The sequence below is a fragment of the Streptomyces sp. NPDC088350 genome, from assembly GCF_044753545.1.
Lineage (GTDB): Bacteria > Actinomycetota > Actinomycetes > Streptomycetales > Streptomycetaceae > Streptomyces.
The window spans coordinates 294,387-312,818 of record NZ_JBIVNL010000001.1 but is presented as its reverse complement, the minus strand read 5'-3'; the positions used below and the strand labels follow the sequence as shown (position 1 = coordinate 312,818).

General features: G+C 71.1%; 19 protein-coding genes. 3 read left to right on the top strand and 16 right to left on the bottom strand.

Annotated features, from left to right (window positions below; genetic code table 11):
- Position 1: 1 nt before the first annotated feature.
- From tsaD to tsaB, 3 genes are read right to left on the bottom strand one after another with little or no spacing between them, the layout of a single operon-like run.
- Positions 2–1,093 (bottom strand): tRNA (adenosine(37)-N6)-threonylcarbamoyltransferase complex transferase subunit TsaD, encoded by a 1,092-nt coding sequence (gene tsaD, locus ACIQBL_RS01470; RefSeq protein ID WP_401935567.1) that lies wholly within the window; start codon positions 1,091–1,093, stop codon positions 2–4.
- Complete coding sequence (gene rimI / locus ACIQBL_RS01465; RefSeq protein ID WP_401935565.1) at positions 1,086–1,613, bottom strand: ribosomal protein S18-alanine N-acetyltransferase; 528 nt, start codon at positions 1,611–1,613, stop codon at positions 1,086–1,088. The genes tsaD and rimI overlap by 8 nt, the downstream gene beginning before the upstream one ends.
- A complete protein-coding gene (gene tsaB, locus ACIQBL_RS01460) occupies positions 1,610–2,263 on the bottom strand; it encodes a tRNA (adenosine(37)-N6)-threonylcarbamoyltransferase complex dimerization subunit type 1 TsaB (protein WP_401935563.1) in 654 nt (217 codons plus the stop codon). The genes rimI and tsaB overlap by 4 nt, the downstream gene beginning before the upstream one ends.
- Before the next feature lie 110 nt (positions 2,264–2,373).
- On the opposite strand from tsaB, the gene ACIQBL_RS01455 reads away from it, so the two are divergent.
- Positions 2,374–2,931: a hypothetical protein gene (locus ACIQBL_RS01455; protein WP_401935561.1), complete on the top strand. Its 558-nt coding sequence runs from the start codon at positions 2,374–2,376 to the stop codon at positions 2,929–2,931.
- Between the two features lie 12 nt (positions 2,932–2,943).
- Here ACIQBL_RS01455 and ACIQBL_RS01450 read toward each other — a convergent pair whose 3' ends face one another.
- From ACIQBL_RS01450 to ACIQBL_RS01390, 13 genes are all read right to left on the bottom strand, one after another.
- The gene (locus ACIQBL_RS01450) at positions 2,944–3,114 is read right to left on the bottom strand and encodes a hypothetical protein (protein ID WP_401935560.1); all 171 of its coding nucleotides are present in this window, start codon (positions 3,112–3,114) and stop codon (positions 2,944–2,946) included.
- Positions 3,115–3,252: 138 nt separating this feature from the next.
- Entirely contained in the window at positions 3,253–3,774 is a 522-nt protein-coding gene (gene tsaE / locus ACIQBL_RS01445) for a tRNA (adenosine(37)-N6)-threonylcarbamoyltransferase complex ATPase subunit type 1 TsaE (protein WP_401935558.1), read from the bottom strand.
- The gene (locus tag ACIQBL_RS01440) at positions 3,740–4,978 is read right to left on the bottom strand and encodes an alpha/beta fold hydrolase (protein ID WP_401935556.1); all 1,239 of its coding nucleotides are present in this window, start codon (positions 4,976–4,978) and stop codon (positions 3,740–3,742) included. Before ACIQBL_RS01440 ends, tsaE begins: the two co-directional genes overlap by 35 nt.
- A complete protein-coding gene (gene alr / locus ACIQBL_RS01435; protein WP_401935554.1) occupies positions 4,975–6,216 on the bottom strand; it encodes an alanine racemase in 1,242 nt (413 codons plus the stop codon). Before alr ends, ACIQBL_RS01440 begins: the two co-directional genes overlap by 4 nt.
- Before the next feature lie 63 nt (positions 6,217–6,279).
- Positions 6,280–7,176, bottom strand: a complete 897-nt coding sequence (locus ACIQBL_RS01430) for a L,D-transpeptidase family protein (RefSeq protein WP_401935552.1) — start codon at positions 7,174–7,176, stop codon at positions 6,280–6,282.
- Positions 7,177–7,361: 185 nt separating this feature from the next.
- A complete protein-coding gene (locus ACIQBL_RS01425) occupies positions 7,362–8,798 on the bottom strand; it encodes an NAD(P)H-hydrate dehydratase (protein ID WP_401935550.1) in 1,437 nt (478 codons plus the stop codon).
- Positions 8,799–8,935: 137 nt separating this feature from the next.
- Positions 8,936–9,307 (bottom strand): holo-ACP synthase, encoded by a 372-nt coding sequence (locus ACIQBL_RS01420; RefSeq protein WP_401935549.1) that lies wholly within the window; start codon positions 9,305–9,307, stop codon positions 8,936–8,938.
- Between the two features lie 1,017 nt (positions 9,308–10,324).
- Positions 10,325–11,608, bottom strand: a complete 1,284-nt coding sequence (locus ACIQBL_RS01415) for a hypothetical protein (protein ID WP_401935547.1) — start codon at positions 11,606–11,608, stop codon at positions 10,325–10,327.
- Positions 11,609–11,646: 38 nt separating this feature from the next.
- Positions 11,647–12,753, bottom strand: a complete 1,107-nt coding sequence (locus ACIQBL_RS01410; protein ID WP_401935545.1) for a hypothetical protein — start codon at positions 12,751–12,753, stop codon at positions 11,647–11,649.
- Positions 12,750–13,595 (bottom strand): hypothetical protein, encoded by an 846-nt coding sequence (locus ACIQBL_RS01405; protein ID WP_401936983.1) that lies wholly within the window; start codon positions 13,593–13,595, stop codon positions 12,750–12,752. Before ACIQBL_RS01405 ends, ACIQBL_RS01410 begins: the two co-directional genes overlap by 4 nt.
- A gap of 34 nt (positions 13,596–13,629) precedes the next feature.
- Positions 13,630–14,322: an LPXTG cell wall anchor domain-containing protein gene (locus tag ACIQBL_RS01400; RefSeq protein ID WP_401935544.1), complete on the bottom strand. Its 693-nt coding sequence runs from the start codon at positions 14,320–14,322 to the stop codon at positions 13,630–13,632.
- A 186-nt stretch (positions 14,323–14,508) separates the two neighbouring features.
- On the bottom strand, positions 14,509–15,036 hold the full coding sequence (locus tag ACIQBL_RS01395) for an ATP-binding protein (protein WP_401935542.1): 528 nt from the start codon (positions 15,034–15,036) through the stop codon (positions 14,509–14,511).
- A gap of 130 nt (positions 15,037–15,166) precedes the next feature.
- On the bottom strand, positions 15,167–15,538 hold the full coding sequence (locus tag ACIQBL_RS01390) for an STAS domain-containing protein (protein WP_401935540.1): 372 nt from the start codon (positions 15,536–15,538) through the stop codon (positions 15,167–15,169).
- Positions 15,539–15,818: 280 nt separating this feature from the next.
- Between ACIQBL_RS01390 and ACIQBL_RS01385 the strand changes: the two genes are divergently transcribed.
- Complete coding sequence (locus ACIQBL_RS01385) at positions 15,819–16,703, top strand: RNA polymerase sigma factor SigF (protein ID WP_401935538.1); 885 nt, start codon at positions 15,819–15,821, stop codon at positions 16,701–16,703.
- Between the two features lie 218 nt (positions 16,704–16,921).
- On the top strand, positions 16,922–18,418 hold the full coding sequence (locus tag ACIQBL_RS01380; protein WP_401935537.1) for an RICIN domain-containing protein: 1,497 nt from the start codon (positions 16,922–16,924) through the stop codon (positions 18,416–18,418).
- Positions 18,419–18,432: the final 14 nt, after the last annotated feature.

Below are 18,432 nucleotides of genomic sequence, written 5' to 3'. Positions count from 1 at the left end.
GTCACGAGTACAGGTTCTCCTTGCCGACCTCGTGCACGTGATCGTGGGAGTGACCCGGCACGTGCGGGTCGGTCACCGGCAGGGACGAGTCCGCCGAGAGGTCCCAGTCCGAGGGGACCCGGTTCCGGGCCACCATCTCCGCACCGAGCGCGGCGACCATCGCGCCGTTGTCCGTGCACAGCTTCGGGCGCGGGACGCGCAGCCGGATACCGGCGGCCTCGCAGCGCTCCGCCGCCAGCGCCCGCAGCCGCGAGTTGGCGGCGACACCGCCGCCGATCATCAGGTGGTCGACGCCCTCGTCCTTGCAGGCCCGTACGGCCTTGCGGGTCAGTACGTCGACGACCGCCTCCTGGAAGGACGCCGACACATCGCGCACCGGCACGTCCTCCCCCGCCGCCCGCTTCGCCTCGATCCAGCGGGCCACGGACGTCTTCAGCCCGGAGAAGGAGAAGTCGTACGCCGGGTCGCGCGGACCGGTCAGCCCGCGCGGGAACGTGATCGCCTTCGGGTCGCCCTCCTTCCCGTACCGGTCGATGACAGGCCCGCCAGGGAAGCCGAGGTTCAGCACACGCGCGATCTTGTCGAAGGCCTCGCCCGCCGCGTCGTCGATCGTCGCGCCCAGCGGCCGTACGTCCGAGGTGATGTCCGAGGAGAGGAGGAGCGAGGAGTGGCCGCCGGACACCAGCAGCGCCATCGTCGGCTCGGGCAGCGGGCCGTGTTCCAGCTGGTCGACGCAGATGTGGGAGGCGAGGTGGTTCACGCCGTAGAGCGGCTTGCCCAGGGCGTACGCGTAGGCCTTGGCCGCGGTGACACCGACGAGCAGGGCGCCCGCGAGCCCGGGGCCGGCCGTGACCGCGATGCCGTCGAGGTCACGGGCGCTCACGCCCGCGTCCTTCAGCGCGCGTTCGATCGTCGGGACCATCGCCTCCAGGTGGGCGCGGGACGCCACCTCCGGGACGACCCCGCCGAAGCGGGCGTGTTCGTCGACGCTGGACGCGATCGCGTCCGCCAGCAGGGTGGTGCCGCGGACGATGCCGACGCCGGTCTCGTCGCAGGAGGTCTCGATGCCGAGGACGAGCGGTTCGTCAGCCATTGATCTCGGTTCCTTGTACGGAAGTTGACGGGTCGGTCAGGCGCATCACCAGGGCGTCGACGTTGCCCGGCTGGTAGTAGCCGCGCCGGAAGCCGATGGGGGCGAAGCCGAAGCGCTCGTACAGCTTCTGCGCGCGGACGTTGTCGACGCGGCATTCGAGCATGACCTCGGCGCACTCGAACTCGCTTGCCGCGCTGAGGAGTTCGGTCAGCAGAGTGCCGCCGAGGCCGGTGCCCCAGTGGTCGCGGGCGACGGCGATGGTCTGGATGTCGGCCTGCTCGCCGGTGGTGGCGAGGCCCGCGTAGCCGATGACCCGGACGCCGCTCCCGGTCTCCGCACCGGTCACCTCCGCCACCAGGTACCGGCGGGTCGCGTCCGCCCCCCGCGCGTGTGCCAGCTCGGACCAGAACATGCCCCGGGACCAGGCGTCCTCGGGGAAGAGGTCCTTCTCCAGCTCCAGCACGGGATCGATGTCCCACCAGCGCATCTCGCGCAGTCGAGGGCTCACGGATTCGGTCACTTGGGGGTGACCACCTTGTAGTTCTTGGGCACCTGGGCGTCGGGGCGGCGCAGGTACAGCGGCCGGGGCGCGGGGAGTTCGACGCCCGCCGCGAGTCGCTCGGCGGCCAGCGAGGCGAGCGCGGCGGCGGACACGTGCTCCGGCTCGTGCGCGGACGGGAAGGTGTCCGGGTAGAGCAGCGCGCCGGCGCCGACGGCGGGCAGCCCCGCCACCTCGTCGGCGATGTCGGCGGGCCGGTCCACGGCCGGGCCGGTGACCCGGGTGCGGGAGTCGGCGTAGCGCGCCCAGTACACCTCCTTGCGCCGCGCGTCCGTGGCCACCACGAAGGGGCCGTCGAGGTCGGCGGCGTAGGCGAGGCCGTCCAGCGTGCACACACCGTGCACGGGCACCCCGAGCGCGAGCCCGAAGGTGTCGGCGGTCATCAGCCCGACGCGCAGCCCGGTGTAGGGGCCGGGGCCGATGCCGACGACGATTCCCGTGACGGCGTCGAGCGTGAGCCCGGCGTCGGCGAGGACGCGGTCGACGGCCGGGAGCAGCAGCTCACCGTGGCGGCGCGCGTCCACCTGACTCGACGAGGCGATGACGGCCTCGCCGTCGTGCAGGGCGACGGTGACGGCTGGGGTGGCGGTATCCAGAGCGAGCAAGAGCACGCAAACAGCCTACGGCTCCGACGCCCCGGGCACGGCCGCCCCGGGCGGCCCGGCCCGGCTGCTACCGTCACCGCACGTACAGGACATACAAGACACGGAGGTGGGCGCCGATGGCCGGCAGCAGCTCGGGAATCGTGGCCGGGCTCACCGCGGCGGCGGTCGCCGCGGTCGGTTTCCTCGCCTATCAGGCGTCGGCGAGCGTCCCCGCCGGGCTGGGGGACACGGCCCGTGCGAGCGCCTCGCCCGCGATCGCCACCTCGAAGGCACCCCGGGACAGGAAGAACCCCGCCGCGCTGCCTCCCGCCTCCGGCAAGGGCGAGCGGGTCGTGTACTCGGTCGACGACGACCGGGTGTGGCTGGTCGCCGAGAACAACAAGGTCAACCGCACGTTCAAGGTCACCCCCGGCACGGTGGACCCGGCCACGGGTTCCTACGCGGTCACGTCCCGCTCGAACGCGATCACCGGCACCGACGGCACCCCCATCCAGCACGTCGTCCGCTTCACCAACACGGGCGGCATCGCGATCGGCTTCAGCGCGGCGGTGAGCGGCGCGACGCGGGAGCCGGATCCCACGGTGAAGTCGGGCGGCATCCGTGAGTCGGTCGAGGACGGGGCGGCGATGTGGGAGTTCGCGACGATCGGCCAGTCGGTCGTGGTGATCCGCTAGGCCACTGGGCGGCTAGGCCGCTTTGCGCTGCTCGGCCGGTGTTTCCACGGGTTCCGGTGCGCGCGGCGGTGTCGAGACCGCCTTCGCCGCAGCCCCCGCCGCCAACAACTCCCGCATCGACACCCCGGCGAACACACGCGGCTGCGGACGGTCCTGGTTCTGTGAAGCCGACGAAGCCGACATGGACGCCTCCCGGGGCCTGGGGCAGACGTAGTTAGGTAGACCTAACTACGTACTGGATACCATGTGACCACGTGCGAGACCCCGAACGCAACATCTTGCCGACACCTTGTCGGAACCCACCCGCCCCGCGTCACCCGGTCAGGCGCCGAGCACACCCAGTTCGACCGCGGCCCACCGCGCACCGAGCCCGGTGACGGTGACATGTCGTACCTCGTCCGTGGTGTCCCCCACGGCGCGGTGGATCACGAGCGACAGCCGGTCGTCCGTCAGCTCCTCTACCTTGCCCTCGCCCCACTCCACGACGATCACGGACTCGGGCAGCGAGACATCGAGGTCGAGGTCCTCCATCTCGTCGAGCCCGCCGCCGAGGCGATACGCGTCGACGTGGACGAGCGGCGGCCCGTCCCCCAGCGAGGGATGCACGCGCGCGATGACGAAGGTCGGGGAGGTCACCGCCCCCCGCACCCCGAGCCCCTCCCCCAGTCCCCGGGTCAGTGTCGTCTTGCCGGCGCCGAGCTCACCCGTGAGCATCACGAGGTCGCCCGCGCGCAGCAGTTTGGCGAGGCGGCGTCCCAACTCCCGCATCTGCTCGGGGGAGTTGACAGTGATCGATACGGACAGGGGCTCAGCCGCGTCGTGCGGTGCTGCTGGTGCTTCCATAGCCGCTTACCGTAGCCCCTGCCGGCACCGCACCCGCGCGGGTGAGCAGGTCGGCGAGGCGGTCGGTGACCACCTCCGGGTGCTCCAGCATGACCAGGTGCCCGGCGTCCGGCACGAGCACCAACTCGGCGTCCGGCAGCAGGTCGGCGATGGCCTCGCTGTGCTCACTGGGCGTGACGAGATCGCCGATCCCGGTCAGCACGAGCACCGGCATGTCCTTGAAGTGGGTGAGGGCGGCGGTCTTGTCGTGGTCGGTGAACGCCGGATAGAACTCGGCGACGACATCGATGGGCGTGCCCTCGATCATCCGCTCGGCGAACCGCGCGACCGCCGGGTCGACGTCCCGGGACGCGAACGAGTACCGCTTGATGATCCCGGCGAACAGATCGGCGGTGGCCCGCCGCCCCCGCTCCACCAGCGCCGCCTGCTGTCCGAGCGCCTTCAGCACCCCGGGCAGCACCCGCCGCACCGCGTTGACCCCGGCCACGGGCAGCCCGAAGTTGACCTCGCCGAGCCGCCCGGAGGACGTACCGACGAACGCGGTGGCGACGACCCGGTCACGGACCAGCTCCGGGTACTGGTCGGCGAGCGCCATCACCGTCATGCCGCCCATGGAGTGCCCGACGAGCACGATCGGCCCCTCCGGCACGGCCGCGTCGAGCACGGCCTTCAGGTCGCGGCCCAACTGGTCGATGGTGAGCGGCATGTCGTCTTCCAGCTGCGCGACCCCGCGCGCGGAACGCCCATGACTCCGCTGGTCCCAGTGCACGGTCCGCACGACCCCGCGCAGGGCCGCCCGCTGGAAGTGCCAGGAGTCCTGGTTGAGGCAGTAGCCGTGGCTGAAGACGACGGTGACCGGAGCCGGGGCCTTGCGCCCGAACAGCCGCCGCCGCTTGGGCGTGACGGCGACCTCCGGCTCGATGTCGTCGACCTCGTAGTACAGCTCGGTGCCGTCGTCGGCCCGCGCCGTACCGGGGGTGCCGCGCAACGACCCGTACGGCCCGGTGGAGTCGAGCGCCAGCCGGGCCCGCTCGCGCATACCGCGCCCGACGGTCATCCGCTCTATGGCGACACCGGCCGCGGCACCGGCGGCGATCACGCCTATCGCGGCGCCCGCGATACCGGTCGCCTTCCGCCAGTTGCCGGCCACCCCCGTGGCAGCGGAGGCGACCGCGGCGACCGCCTCCGCGCTGCTCTCGCTCACGTGCCGCTCCTCTTCACGTCAAGACCCTGCGCTACGTCGTCTTCCTCATACCCGAGGATCTCGGGGACGACGACCTCATTGACGTAGACGCGGGGAACGCGTGTTCCGATGCGGGTCACGATCTCGTACGCGATGGTGCCCGCGGCCTGCGCCCAGTCCTCGGCGGTGGGCTCACCGCGGTCGCCGGCCCCGAAGAGAATCGCCTCCGCACCGGCCTCCGGCTCGTCCCCTCCCAGGTCTACGACGAACTGGTCCATGGCGATCCGCCCCGCGACCGTCCGCCACTTGCCGCCGACCAGTACCGGCCCGGTGCCGGAGGCGTGCCGCGGGATACCGTCCGCGTAACCGACGGGGACGAGGCCGAGGGTGGTCCGTCCCGGGGTGACGTAGTGATGCCCGTAACTCACGCCGTGCCCGCCCGGCACCTGCTTCACCAGGGCGACGGACGCCTTCAGGGACATCACCGGCCGCAGCCCGAAGTCGGCCGAGGACCCCACCTCCGGGCTGGGCGAGATGCCGTAGACGGCGATGCCGGTACGGACGAGATCGAAGTGGGAGTCGGGCCGGGTGAGCGTGGCAGGCGAGTTGGCGATATGCCGCACCTCGGCCCGCACACCGCTCTCCTCCGCATACGAGACCATCTCGCGGAAGAGGGCGAGCTGGGCGTCGACGGAGGGATGCCCGGGTTCGTCGGCGCAGGCGAAGTGCGACCAGAGCCCGGTGATCCGGACGAGCCCCTCGGCCTCCGCGCGCAGGGCCGCACCGACGAGTTCGGCCCAGTCGTCGCCCGGCTGACACCCGTTGCGCCCGAGCCCGGTGTCGGCCTTGAGCTGCACGCGCGCGGGGAGCCCAGCCGCACGGGCAGCGTCCACGACCTCCCGCAGAGCCCACATCCCGCTCAGCGACACATCGAGACCGGCCTCGATCGCTTCCCGCCAGGGCCCGCCCGGGGTCCACAGCCAGCACATGATCCGCACCCCGTCCGGCAGCCCGGCACGGGCCCGCAGGTCGAGGGCCTCCTCGGGCGTGGCCGTACCGAGCCAGGTCGCCCCCGCCTCGACGGCCGCGCGGGCACACGGCACGGCCCCGTGGCCGTACGCGTCCGACTTCACGACGGCCATGAGGGCCGCGCCCGGCGCGAGGGCGCGCAGGACCCGCACATTGGCCCGCAGGGCGCCCAGATCGATCTCGGCGCGGGCGCGCAGCGGTGCGGTGGGCTGAGTTGCTGTCTCGTTCATGGCACCCCCAGTGTCTCAGAGGGGACTGACACCCCTCTGAGCCCTCCTCGTTTCAGGGATGAATCAGCCGGGCCGGCGTCCCCACACATAGACACGGTCGCCCTTCTTGAGCACGCCCCAGAGCTTGCGGGCGTCGGCCAGCCGCAGGTTGACGCAGCCCCAGGAGCCGACGGTGGTGTAGATGCTGCCGTAGACGGCGTGGAAGGCGATGCCGCCGTCGAAGAACTGGGCATACGGCATAGGGCTGTTGTAGAGCGTCGACCAATGATTCTTGTGCCTCCAGTAGATCTTGTGCCAGCCACCCCGGGTCACATGCCCACTGCGCCCACTGCGCATCGGCACCGGCCCGAAGACGACCTTCTTCCCCTTCTGCACCCAGGTCAGCTGCCGATCGAGATCGACACAGGCGACCCGGTACGAGCGGACGGGACACTTCCCGGCCGCGTTCGGATTCTTCCTCGCGGCGATCAGCTGCATCCGCGCCCAGGTCACAGGCCCCGCGAACCCGATCGCGGGCTTGATCCCCTGCTTCTTCTGAAACGCCCGGATGGCCTTGCAGTCGGCGCCCGACTGCCTGCCGTCCACCTTCAGCCTCAACCACCGCTCCACGCCCCGCTGGTACGGCCCGGTCTGCTTGCTGCACGTCACCTTCGCGACGGCGTCCCCGATCGGCACGTACTCGACGAGCGCGTACGTCCCCGCGGCGGCGTCCCTAGGTTCGACCCGGTCTTCTTCGGCGGTAGGCGTGTAGACCTTCGGCGCGAGCGCCTGATCGGGTGTGTCGATCTGCCACGGCTGATACGGCCCCGGCGGCACACCCGGCACGAGTTCGGTCTCACCGGGCCCGCCAGCCGGCGGCACCGGCCCGTCGGCGGCGGCGGTCCCGGCCCCGACGGGGAGGGCGATCACCGCGGTGAGCAGCACCGCGATGCTTCTGTACGCGATTCGTGTACTGATCATGCGATCAGAGAAACGCGGCGATACGACGGGACACAGGTGCCGCGCGGAGGGGTCACCCTTATTGACGAGCGTTCGGTATCAGCCCGTCCGGCGTTTGAGGACGAGGCCCCTTCAGGACCGACGGGGGTCCAGGGGGCGGAGCCCCCTGGTGACGGGACGGGTAGGGGCGGCGGGGGCGAGGAAAATCAGCCCAGCACATCCCGCCAGGCGACCCGCACCGCCTCCGCGACATCGTGCGCCCCCACCGGCGCCCCGTCCGCAGCGAACCTCCCCGCCAGCCCATGCAGATACGCCCCCACGCTCCCCGCGTCGAACGCCGACAGCCCCGCCGCCAGCAAGGACCCCGCGAGCCCCGACAACACGTCCCCACTTCCCGCCGTAGCCAGCCACCCGGTCCCCGTCGCATTCACCCGCACCGCCCCGCCCCCCGAGTCGGCAACAAGCGTGGTCGCCCCCTTGAGAAGAACCGTCGCCCCATACCGCCCCGCCAACTCCCGCACGGATTCCAGCCGAGCCCCCTCGACCTCCTCCCGCGCCACCCCGAGCAATGCGGCGGCCTCCCCCGCGTGCGGAGTCATGAGCGTCGGCGCGATACGCCCCCGCACGGCATCCGCATCGACCAACCGCAACCCGTCCGCGTCAATGAGCACAGGCACATCGGCGGTCACCACATCCGCCACGGTCGAGGCATCATCACCCGCCCCCGGCCCCACGACCCACGCCTGCACGCGCCCCGCCTTGAGCGGCCCGCCCTCCGACACCAGCACCTCAGGAAACCGAGCGATCACCGCATCCGAGGCCGGCCCGACATACCGCACGGCCCCCGCCCCACCCCGCAACGCCCCGGCGACGGCAAGCACAGCCGCCCCCGGATACCGCCCGGACCCGGCGGCGATCCCCACGACCCCACGCCGGTACTTGTCACTCGCGGCCCCCGGCACGGGCAACAGCCGCGCCACATCCGCATGCTGAAGCGCCTCCAACGCGGGCTCGTCAGGCAGTTCACCCCCGAGCCCGATGTCGACGAGCCGCACGGACCCGGCGTACTCCCGCGCAGGATCGATCAACAACCCGGGCTTATGAGCCCCGAAGGTGACAGTGAGATCGGCCCGCACAGCCGCCCCCCGCACCTCACCACTGTCCGCCTCTACCCCACTCGGCAGATCAACGGCGACGACAACGCCCCGGGAATCCGAGGCAAGCCCCGCCAGCCGCGCGGCGTCCGGCCGCAACCCGCCCCTCCCCCCGATCCCGACGATCCCGTCGAGGAGGAGATCGGCACGAAGAACCGGCTCCTCGGCATCACCCGGCGCGACGGTACGCCCCCCGGCGCGAAGCAGCGCGGCAAGCCCGCCGGCGTGAGTGCGCTCGGGCGCCAGCAGCACACCCACGACCGAGGCCCCGCGCCGAGCCAACCGCGCCCCCGCGTACAGGGCATCGCCCCCGTTGTCCCCACTCCCCACCAGCAGCACGACCCGACTGCCGTAGACCCGCCCCAACAACTGGGCGCAGGCGACGGCCAGTCCGGCGGCGGCACGCTGCATGAGGACCCCGTCCGGAAGCCGCGCCATCAACTCCCGCTCGGCTGCCCTTACCGTCTCGACGCTGTACGCAGTACGCATGCGGTCGAGTCTGCCCCGTAGGCGACCGGGACCGCACCCGGGCGGCCGCGAGTGGCGCGGGCAGGAACAAGAACAAGGCCAAAGCCGAAGCCGTAAAGCTCCCCCCTCTCCCCGCCTCTCCCCGCCCTCTCCCCCTCTCACCCCTCCGCGATCACCACCGCCGAAGCCACCCCCGCGTCATGACTCAACGAAACATGCCACGACCGCACCCCCAGCACAGCCGCCCGAGCCGCAACCGTCCCCGTAACCCGCAACCGAGGCTGCCCACTGCCCTCGACATACACCTCTGCATCCGTCCAGTGCAGCCCGGCCGGCGCCCCCAACGCCTTGGCAAGCGCCTCCTTGGCCGCGAACCGCGCCGCGAGGGAGGCAACCCCCCGCCGCTCCCCACTCGGCAGCAACAACTCACTCTCCAGAAAGAGCCGTTGGGCCATCCCAGGCGTACGTGCCAGCGACGCCGCGAACCGGTCGATCTCGGCCACGTCGATACCAACCCCGATGATGCTCATGCGGAGCACCCTACGGCCGTGGGACTCCCCACCCCCGACCACGAAGTGACCGTTGGGCCACTCGCTTCTTAGCCAGTGTCGGGCTTCCACGCCCCGAGTAAAGGGCGCTCCCTACGGTCGCGTCGGCTACGCCGATTCCGCTGCGCTCCACCCTTGACTCGGCCCGCTCCAGCCCGCGAGAGAAGCGAGCGAGCGGCCCGAAAGAACGAGGGCCCAGGCAGGAATCCCCCTGCCTGAGCTACGTCGCCGCCCGGCGCCGTGGGGCGCACTCCCATCTCGCCAGCACGCCGGGCCGGCTCAGCGGCCAACCGCGAGTGGATGGACGCGCGTCTGCGTCTCGCCAGCACGCCGGGCCGGCTTAGCGGCCAACCGCGAGTGGGTGGGGGCGGGCGGGAGAAGGTCGGGGTGGCGGGGGGGTGCTGGAAGCTGGGTGCTGGACTAACCACTCGCATGCCGTGTGAGCGGTTAGAAATGACCCCAGCCTGCAGAGGGTAGGCGGCGGTAGGGGGTGGGGGCGAGCGGCAAAGTGAGCCCCGGGCGGAGTGGCAACGGGGCAGATGCGGGCCGCCACCCAGACCACCACCCCACCACCCCACCGCCATCCGCGAACGGCCCGGAGCCTTGACCGATCCCCGTGGCCCGGATCTGCCAATTCACCCACCACCCACCACCCACCACCCATCGCCCACCACCAATCGCCCATCGCCCACCACTTGCATCCCCCCGATGCGGGTGTCCCCACCGGGCGTTGGCCGCTAAGCCCACCCGGCGTGCAGGCGAGACGCGAACGCGCCCCCACCACCCCGGCCCGCAGCACAGCCCACCCCACGGGTTACCCGCCTGGCCACCCATCCCTCCGGGCCGCCCGCTCGCTTCTCCACCGGGATTGCGTGAGACGAGTCAAGGGTGACCCGAAGGGTCATCGCCGCAGGCGACGCGCAGCGCAGCGGAGCGCCCTTTACTCGGCTCACGCAATCCCGACACTGGCAAAGAAGCGGGCGGCCAACCCGCGCCTGGCTAGCGCAGTCGCCTCCGCCCCGGCATGAACGTGAACACCGCCACGCCCAACAGGATCGCCGTGCCGGAGACAAGGCCGAGAGCCTTGAGGCCACCGTGGGAGTTGGAGCCGGTTTCCGCCAAGCCGCCGGAGGTCGATGTGGAGGAGCTTCCGGACGCGCCGCTCGCCTGTTCGGTGGTGTCCAGGGTGAGTGAGACCTCGGACTTTGTCGGCGTGCATATCGATTTCGTGCTGAGGGCCTCGATCGTCAGGACTCCGGGTGCCAGTGTCGACGAGCCGCTCGCGCCGGGCTTGTACGTGCCGGTGAGGTCCGGGATCTCTATCGGGTCGCCGGATTTGATGACGGCGGAGTTCGTGGGGCCCTCCACGTGGACCGTGCCGCTGTCGGCGCCGCCCAGGACGACCTCCATCGACGGTTTCACGGAGTCCGCGGGGATGTCGGCCGGGCTGTCCATCACCGACTTCTTGAACTGCACGGTGAGGTCGTAACTCCCGCCGTTCTTCGTGGCGTTGATCTGCACGACCGAGGTCGCGCTCTTGTCACCGAGCGGCGTCTTGCACGCGTACGGGACGGAGACCTCCTTGCCCGTGAAGTCCGTCTGACCGGTCCCGGTGCCGTCACTTGGGCTGGCGCTCGCCGATGCGGACGCGGATGTGGATGCGGACGCCGAGTCGCTGGGCGACGCGGACTCCGAGGCGGATACCGACGCCGATGCCGACGTCGAGTCCGACGGGGTCGGGGACGTGCTCGCCGAGCCGCCGTCCCCCGCCGTCACCGCGATCGTCGCCGCCGACGGCACGGTCTGCGTCGGGGTGCACACTGTGTCCGTGCTCAGCACGTTGACCGTGTACGCGTCCGGTGTCAGCGTCACCGTCCCCGCCGTCGTCAGCTTCAGGGTGCCCTTCATGTTGGACAGGACCATGGCGGCGCCCTTGGGAATCGCCGGGTTCTCGCGCGGGCCCTGCATCGCGATGTTCGCGGTCTGGGCGCCGGCCGCCTTCAACGTCCCGGACGGCTGAACGGAGTTGGCCTTGAGGTCGACGATGTCGGGGTTCTTCGACGCGGCCTGCGTGAACTTCCACACGACGGTGACGGTGTCGCCGACCTTCGCCGTGGCAGGCGCGGTGATGTCGACCTTCGTGGTGCCGTCGACGGGAGTGATGCCCGCGGGCGGCACGCAGTGCGTCGCGTACGACACCTCGGCGGCCTGCGCGGAACCAGCGCTCACGCCGAGCAGGACGCCCGCGGCGCCGAGGATCAACGCGGCGCCCGCCGCGCTCACTCTCCGTCCGCCGACCGGTATGACTCTCCTTCGCTTGCTCACGTAGGACCCTTCCTGGTGGGAGTCGTGGGACTCGTCGGACTGTCGTCGTGCGGTGCGGAGAGCCGGCCGGCCGTGCCCGGATCGGAGTCCGGGGTGAACCACGGCAGGGTCGAAGTCGGGGATGCTGTTGCTTCCTGCGCGGCTGCCGTGCCGAACTTCGGGATGCGCAGGGCGAGTTGGGTGGGCAGGCGCAGGCTCCGGTGCCGGGGCGGGCCCGTGCTGCGGCCCGCGCGGCGCGGTCGTATCCGGTCCACGACGGCCATTCCGACGCGGAACAGCGCCGCCGGTACGACCACGCAGACCAGGATCCAGAACAGGGTCACGCCCCAGGGGCGGCCCACGCCCCACGGCTCCTCGGCGAGTACCCGGCCGCCGTACTTCATCGAGACGGTGTAGTCGCCGTGTGCTCCGGCCGACAGTTCGACGGGGAGTTTGATCTCCGCCTTGCCGCCGGGCGCGATCGTGCCGTTGAACTGCTGGTCGTCCCACTGCGGCGCGAACACCCCGTGGGAGGTGCCGACTTGGAACACCGGGTTCTTGACGGGGGACGAGCCCGCGTTGCCGACGGTGAAGACCAGCGTGCGGGACGGGGGTGCCCCGAACCAGGTCAACAGGCCGTTCGAACCGTCCAGCCGGGTGTCGGAGAGGACCGACAGCCGTCCGGTCGACGGTTCCGCCGGGAGTGGTTCGACCGCATGGCCCGCTACCTGGAACACCGCGTCCGCCGACGCGCTCGCCCCCGTCACCGTCGCCACATGCACCACGCACGGGCACGGCACCGGCGGCTCGGACACCGGCAGTTTCTTGCTGAAGACGCCCTTGGCGTCGGTCGTGACGGCCCTGCCGTCCGCGTTCGCACAGGAGTTGGTCCCGCCGATCACGCCGCGCGCGGGCGTGGCCTGTCCGCAGATCAGCACCATCAGCAGGGCGTGCGCCCGCCAGCCGCTGCCGGAGACGGTGAGCGAACCGCCCGCCCCCGCCTGCGACTTGGAGAGTCTGACCGCAGGGCCGTCCGCGGCGACAGCAGGCGTCGTCCCCGCCAACGGCAGCAGAAGCAGCGCGAGCACCGCCACCAGCGCCGGAATCCGCACCTTGCCGCTCACGTCACCGCTCCCGTCAACTCGACTTCCGTACACGGGCGTTCGGTCGCTCGACCATCGTCGTCCCTACGGCGCCGACCTCGTCGTACGAGAAACAGGACGCCTCCGGCAGCCGCCGCTCCCCCGATCCCCGCCACCGCGGCCCACGGCACGAACCGGGCCGACACCGTCGCCGTGGCGTGCGCGCCGCCCGTCGCCGTGACCGTGAGGTGGATGTCGACCGCGTCCAGGGCGGGTCGGCCGGGCCAGGGCTCGGTGAGCTTCAGGCGTGTGCCCGGGGGCAGTTGGACGGGGAGGGTGCGTGCGGGGTGGTCGATGAGCGTGCCGAGGACTCCGGTGACGTGGACGGCCAGTTTCGGGGTGAGGGGTGTCGTGCCGCGGTTGACCAGGTCGTAGGTGATGCGGTCGCCGCGGACGGCCACGTGCTCGATGGTCAGGGCGGACAACCTCGGTCCGGTGATGTGGAGTTGGAGTCGTACCGTCGCCTGTCGGCCCTCCGCGTCCCGCGCGACGATCGTGCCGGTGCGGTCGCCCGGGGTGGCGGTCGCAGGGACGTTCACGGTGAACGGGATGTCCGCCCGGGTGCGGGCCGGCACCCGAACTCCCGTGCTGGCGAAGGTGATCGGGACGCCTGTGCCGTGCAGTCGTACGGTGACCGGCCGGGTGGTGGGGTTGGTCACGGACACCGTGTCCTGGAGGGTCGTGCCGGGGTCGCCCTCCGCGTAGAACGTCGGGCGTCCGCCGCCCGCGGGCGCGAGGGACCATCCCCCGGCGGCCGTCGCGGTCGGCGCGGCCGTCAGGAGGGCGAGGAGGGACAGGCCCAGGACACGGGCGGTCGACGACAGCATGGGCGGCTCCAGCGGGCTTACGGGGTGGCTGTCAGCGGCGGGCGCGGGCCGTCTGGTTGCGCCGGGTCAGCCACAGGGTGCCCGCCGCGCCCGCGAGCAGGACCGTGCCGCCGAGCGTGCCGAGGGCGATGACCGAGTCGTCGGGGCCGGTCTTCGGGAGCGTGCCGCCGGAGTCCGTACCCGTGCCGGAACTGGTGGAGCCGGATGAGCCGCTCGCCGCCGTGACGTTCAGCGTGAGGGACGGGCCGGGGCTGTTGGTGGGGGTGCAGGTCGTCGTCGTACCGAGGGCCTTGATGGTGAGGACGGCCGCCGTGAACGTGACCTTGCCGGACGCCTTCGGGGTGTACGTGCCCGTCAAGTCGTTGATTTTGATGGGGGTGTTGGCGGGGATCGCGGCCTGGTTGGCGGGGCCCGACACCGAGACGGTGCCGTTGTCCGCGCCGCCCAGCCTGATGGTGGCGCTCGGGCTCATCGCGCCCTTGCCGAGTTCGACGGGGCTGGAGGAGACGCCCTTCTGCCAGGACATGGTGAGCTTGTAGCCGCTGCCGCTCTTGACACCCTTGATGTCGATCGGCGAGACGGCGGTTTTGACGCCGATGGGCGTCTGGCACTTGTAGTCGACATTGACGACGGAGGCCTCGGCTGCGGGGGCGGCCATGAATACCGCCGAGCCGGCCAGGGCCGCGACGGACGCGAGCGCTGCGGTTCGTTTCTGGTACGACACGGTCCCCTCATTCCCGACCGCCATTCCTGACGGCACATCAGATCGGCCGTCAAGGTACGCCCGGGGTCGTGAGGAGGGAAGACAAGGCGCACGCCGGAGTTGTGACGATCCGGCGTGTGCGAGGGGGGTGGTCGGTGGACGGGGTGACCGGGGGTAACCCGAGGTGGGCGTCAGCCGAGCAGGTTCCTAGGCTGGTGCGCCCAGTTCCGCCCATACCGTCTTGCCGGTGACTCCCGGGGTGCGGACGACTCCCCAGTCCAGGCAGAGCCGCTGCACGATGAACATGCCGTGGCCGCCGGGGCGGCCCGCGCGGTGCGGGGTTCTGGGGGCGGGCTGGCCCGTGCCGCGGTCGGAGACCTCGACGCGGATCACCTTGTTGTCGCAGCTGATCCGCATCTCGTCGGGACCTTCGGCGTGCAGGCAGGCGTTGGTGACCAGTTCGGAGACGACCAGGAGCACGTCCTCGGCGGCGGCGCGCCGGTCGGCGCCGTCGGCGGGCAGCCAGCCCCAGGCGTACAGGGCCTGGCGGGCGAAGTCGCGGGCCAGCGGGACGACCCCGCTCTCACCCGCGAACCCGAGCCTGCGGGCGTGCCGGCCCGCGGACGGTTCGGCGCCGTCCCCGGCGGACGGCACGGAAGCGCCCCCGGCGGGCGACGCCGAAGCGCCACCGGGCTCCGGGCGGTCGCCCGGCGGGTAGGGCCGGGTGGTGCTCATCAGCGCTTCACCTCACCGATTCACCGGTTCACGATTCAAGAGTCAGTACGTGGATCAGGTGCATTTTCGTCGCTCTGGTTCCCGACAGGTTCAGATGTTCTCCTGCCCTGGCGAACCGGCAAAACACCCCTTATTCGTCGCCGAGAGCAGACTCAAGGCTGTCGTGAACGGTGAAGACCGCGTCCGCCCCGGTGATCTCGAACACGCGCGCCACCGCGGGCATCATTCCCGCGAGGTGCACTCCGCCCCCCGCGGCTTCCGCCTTCAGGCGCGCGCCGAGCAGTACGTTCAGGCCCGTGGAGTCGCAGAACTCCAGCCGCGAGCAGTCCACGACGAGCCGTGCGTACCCATGGGTGAGCAGGTCCTCCAGTGGTTCGCGCAACAGGTCGGCGGTGTGGTGATCCAACTCACCCGCCGGTGTCACGACAGCGCTGAGGCCCTGTTTCCGCACCTCGACCAGAAGCCGGCCAGACTGTGCGCTGCCGACCGTCCCGCGGTCCATGCCGTCTCTCTCTCCCGAGGTCGTGGCTGTTGACGTTCGCCCTGGAACACTACGCCTTCCTCACACTCTCCAACACCCGAACAATCGCCCATTAATGGACATATGGGTGCAGAGTGCACTTGCGGTGGGCTCCGGAAAGCGGATAGGGCTAGTAGGGACACGTATTTGCACATTCGATACGACCGACCGACCGCCCGACACGACCGGCTTTGGAGGCGCCGCACTCCGCAGTGCACGCACCGGCTTCGGCAGCCATATGCCGAGAACGATGGAGGACGCCATGTCACCCCGGCTCGACGCATCGCCTACCCAGGCAGCGACGTCGACACCCCCACCGGCACAACTGGATCCCAATCCCATCATCGAGGGACTCCCCGAGATCCCCCCGTACGACGAGGTCGGCGCCGTCGACGCACGGGCGCTTTCCAAGACCCTCTTCGCGCGGCTGGAGTCGCTCGAGGAAGGCACGTACGAGTACGCGTACGTCCGCAACACGCTCGTCGAACTCAACCTCGCGCTGGTCAAGTTCGCCGCGTCCCGCTTCCGCTCGCGCAGCGAGCCGATGGAGGACATCATCCAGGTCGGCACGATCGGCCTGATCAAGGCGATCGACCGCTTCGAACTCAGTCGCGGCGTCGAGTTCCCCACCTTCGCGATGCCGACCATCGTCGGTGAGATCAAGCGCTTCTTCCGCGACACCTCGTGGTCCGTGCGCGTCCCGCGCCGGCTGCAGGAACTCCGGCTCGACCTGGCCAAGGCCGGCGACGAACTGGCCCAGCAACTCGACCGCGCCCCCACCGTGGACGAGCTGGCGGAGCGCCTGAAGCTCTCCCGGGACGAGGTCGTCGAAGGCATGGCGGCGTCAAACGCCTACACGGCCAGCTCACTTGACGCCCAGCCCGAGGAGGACGACTCCGAGGGCGCGCTGGCGGACCGTATCGGCTACGAGGACCACGGACTCGAAGGCATCGAGTACGTCGAGTCGTTGAAGCCGCTGATCGCCGAACTCCCGCACCGGGAGCGGCAGATCCTCTCCCTGCGCTTCGTCGCCAACATGACGCAGTCGGAGATCGGCGACGAACTGGGCATCTCGCAGATGCATGTGTCGCGGCTGCTGTCACGGACGCTGGTGCGGCTGCGGAAGGGACTCACGGTCGAGGAGTAGGACTCCCCCCGGCCCATCGGGGAGTCGATCTCCCTTTGCCTGCACTGAGCGCGGCGCGCGTGCGTGTGTGCGCCGCGCTCAGGCGTGTCCTGGCCCTGCGCCTACCGGGTTACCCACAGAAACCTCTTTCCCCACCGGTCGCCTTCCACCACTATGGTCACCCGACAAACTGGCCGGTACGTCAGGACGGCACGGCGCGGGTGCGAGGAGGCGGGTGAATGGTTCGCTCCGACGAGGACGACGGCAGCACGCACGCCGGCGCGTCCGACGCCCGGCTCACGGAGTTGCTGCGCGCCGACACGTCCACGGTCTACGCGGCCCTGCGGGAACTCCGCACCCGGCACCAGCCCTCCGTCCTCTCCTACGCCCGCCTGTGCACGACGAGCGAGTCGGCGGCACGGCAGCTGGCGGCGCAGGCGTTCACCCTCGCGGCCCGCGAGACGGCACGCGGTGTGGACCCGGCTCTCCCCTGGCGGCACCAACTCCTGCTGCTGACAGGCCGGGTGGCCGCGTCCTGGTGCCAGGACGACCGCTCGACCGGCCTGGACCCCGGCCTCCTCCTGCTCCTGAACACGACGGACCCGGCACCGTCCATGCTCCCGGCGTTCCTCTCACTCCCCTCCCGCACACAGGGCCTGGTCTGGTACGGCATCGTCGACCAGGAACCGGAAACCGTGACCGCCGCCTTCCTCGGCCTCGCCCGCGAGGACGTCGTCTACGGCACCGACCAGGCCCTCCAGTCCCTCGCCCAGGCCTGCCTGAAGTCCCGCCTGGCCGCCTCCGACGACCCGCGCTGCGGTGACTTCCGGCGCCTTATCGAGGAGTCGGTACGCCCCGACACCCCCCGCGACAGCGCCGACCTGCACGCCCACATGGCGCAGTGCGTCCACTGCACGGGCGCGTACGAGGAACTGACAGCACTCCGGGACGCGCCGCGGGCGACGCTGGCGGAGGGATTGCTGCCGTGGGCGGGATCGTCGTACGCGATGAGGAGTCGGGAGGAGGTGAAGGGCAACACTCTTGGTTCTCCGGCGAGTTGGTCGCCCTCGCGCCGACTGGTGCTGGCTTCGGCTGCGTTGGGGGTGGCGTTGGTGCCGCTGCTGTTCTTTCTGTTGCGGCCAGGTGGGCCGACGGCGCATCCCGGTTCGGCGGCGGGGGCAGGGGCGATTCCGTCGAGTCCGTCCGAGGTGACGGTGACGGCGACGGTCCCGGTGACGCCGTCCGTGTCACCCTCCAAGTCACCGTCTCCGGCGAGGAGTTCGAAGCCGACGCACTCCGCGACCCCCACCCCCTCCCCGACTCCGACGACTCACGCGCCCGACGGCACCTACGCGCAGGTCGTGAACGTCTCCACGGGCCGGTGCCTGGACATCCGGGACGGCGACCTGACGGAGGGCACCGATGTGATCACGGCACCCTGCACTTCCTCCGACACCCAACGGTGGCGGGTCGACTCCGCGCGCGGGGTGGTGCAGTCGGCCGCCGACTCCGGTCTATGCCTGGACAGCCGGGGGTCCGTGGACAAGGGCGTCGGTATCTGGGAGTGCGACGCGGTGGACGGGAGCCACGGCGAGAACCTGCGGTTCACGGTGGACGGCGACGGGGTGATCCGCCCGGCGATCGCGATCCTGACGGGGATGACGCCGGAGGGCGGTGCCGGGGTTTCGCTGGTGCCGTTGAGCGGGGGCGCGGAACAGCGGTGGCGGGCGGGGTGAGGCACGCGTGTGCG

Coding starts and splice junctions, on each gene's coding strand:
- ACIQBL_RS01390 (WP_401935540.1), bottom strand. CDS start 15,538: ATGGACCGCGGGACGGTCGGCAGCGCACAGTCTGGCCGGCTTCTGGTC.
- tsaD (WP_401935567.1), bottom strand. CDS start 1,093: ATGGCTGACGAACCGCTCGTCCTCGGCATCGAGACCTCCTGCGACGAG.
- ACIQBL_RS01380 (WP_401935537.1), top strand. CDS start 16,922: ATGGTTCGCTCCGACGAGGACGACGGCAGCACGCACGCCGGCGCGTCC.
- tsaE (WP_401935558.1), bottom strand. CDS start 3,774: ATGGAAGCACCAGCAGCACCGCACGACGCGGCTGAGCCCCTGTCCGTA.
- ACIQBL_RS01425 (WP_401935550.1), bottom strand. CDS start 8,798: ATGCGTACTGCGTACAGCGTCGAGACGGTAAGGGCAGCCGAGCGGGAG.
- ACIQBL_RS01450 (WP_401935560.1), bottom strand. CDS start 3,114: ATGTCGGCTTCGTCGGCTTCACAGAACCAGGACCGTCCGCAGCCGCGT.
- ACIQBL_RS01430 (WP_401935552.1), bottom strand. CDS start 7,176: ATGATCAGTACACGAATCGCGTACAGAAGCATCGCGGTGCTGCTCACC.
- ACIQBL_RS01385 (WP_401935538.1), top strand. CDS start 15,819: ATGTCACCCCGGCTCGACGCATCGCCTACCCAGGCAGCGACGTCGACA.
- ACIQBL_RS01420 (WP_401935549.1), bottom strand. CDS start 9,307: ATGAGCATCATCGGGGTTGGTATCGACGTGGCCGAGATCGACCGGTTC.
- alr (WP_401935554.1), bottom strand. CDS start 6,216: ATGAACGAGACAGCAACTCAGCCCACCGCACCGCTGCGCGCCCGCGCC.
- ACIQBL_RS01395 (WP_401935542.1), bottom strand. CDS start 15,036: ATGAGCACCACCCGGCCCTACCCGCCGGGCGACCGCCCGGAGCCCGGT.
- ACIQBL_RS01455 (WP_401935561.1), top strand. CDS start 2,374: ATGGCCGGCAGCAGCTCGGGAATCGTGGCCGGGCTCACCGCGGCGGCG.